At 31.1% G+C, this 640-nt stretch carries 1 protein-coding gene; it reads left to right on the top strand.

From position 1 onward, the window contains the following. Window positions 1-132: 132 nt before the first annotated feature. Window positions 133-504, top strand: coding sequence for a hypothetical protein (locus GJV77_RS14695; protein WP_155037075.1), 372 nt, complete (start codon window positions 133-135; stop codon window positions 502-504). Window positions 505-640 lie beyond the last annotated feature (136 nt).

Here is a 640-nt window from a genome sequence, read left to right as displayed (position 1 = left end):
TAATGTTCGTGCGGGTTCAAGTCCCGCCTCGAGTACTTAAAAATCCTAAGTTAACGCTTAGGATTTTTTTTTGCCCTATACAGATATTCTATCTGTTTCTAATTGATTATCTAATTTTGTTTTATAAATGATATGAGTGCATTCGTTATTAGTCTTAAGGAAAACGGAAAGTATAAGTATACTTTTGAACACAGAAGAGGTAAAACACTTTTTACGAGTGTCGAGTATTCTAGTTTGGATGCTGCACAGGATAATATTGTCTATTTACGAGATAACTTTGATGCATTAAATTTTATGCGCTTTAAGACTCCCTCTGGTAAGTACTTTTTTCGCTTAGCTATTGCAAAAAAAATATATGGAAATAGTCGAAGATTTAATACAGAGCTGAGATTCGAAAAAGCTCTGGAAGAAATACAAGCTAATTTTTTTCAAGCAGAGATCTTAGATTTGTCCTTTGATATTTTTAATAGCCCTTCTGCTGAAGACATATTTGGTACGGATTAATTGTAAATAAGTTAATACCTAAAAAACTGATAAACAACACTTAAGTTTTTTCTTTCAAAAAAACTGTAAAAAGACTTGTTATTTGTTGAAAAAACGCATTATATTTGCACTCGCAATACGGAAGTAATATTGCAGT

Source organism: Myroides pelagicus (assembly GCF_009711055.1).
GTDB lineage: Bacteria > Bacteroidota > Bacteroidia > Flavobacteriales > Flavobacteriaceae > Flavobacterium > Flavobacterium pelagicum.
The sequence above is the reverse complement of the archived record's forward strand: the minus strand, read 5'-3'. Positions and strand labels throughout refer to the sequence as shown.

Excerpts from the sequence above, each read along its gene's own strand:
- GJV77_RS14695 (WP_155037075.1), top strand. The coding sequence starts at position 133 with ATGAGTGCATTCGTTATTAGTCTTAAGGAAAACGGAAAGTATAAGTAT.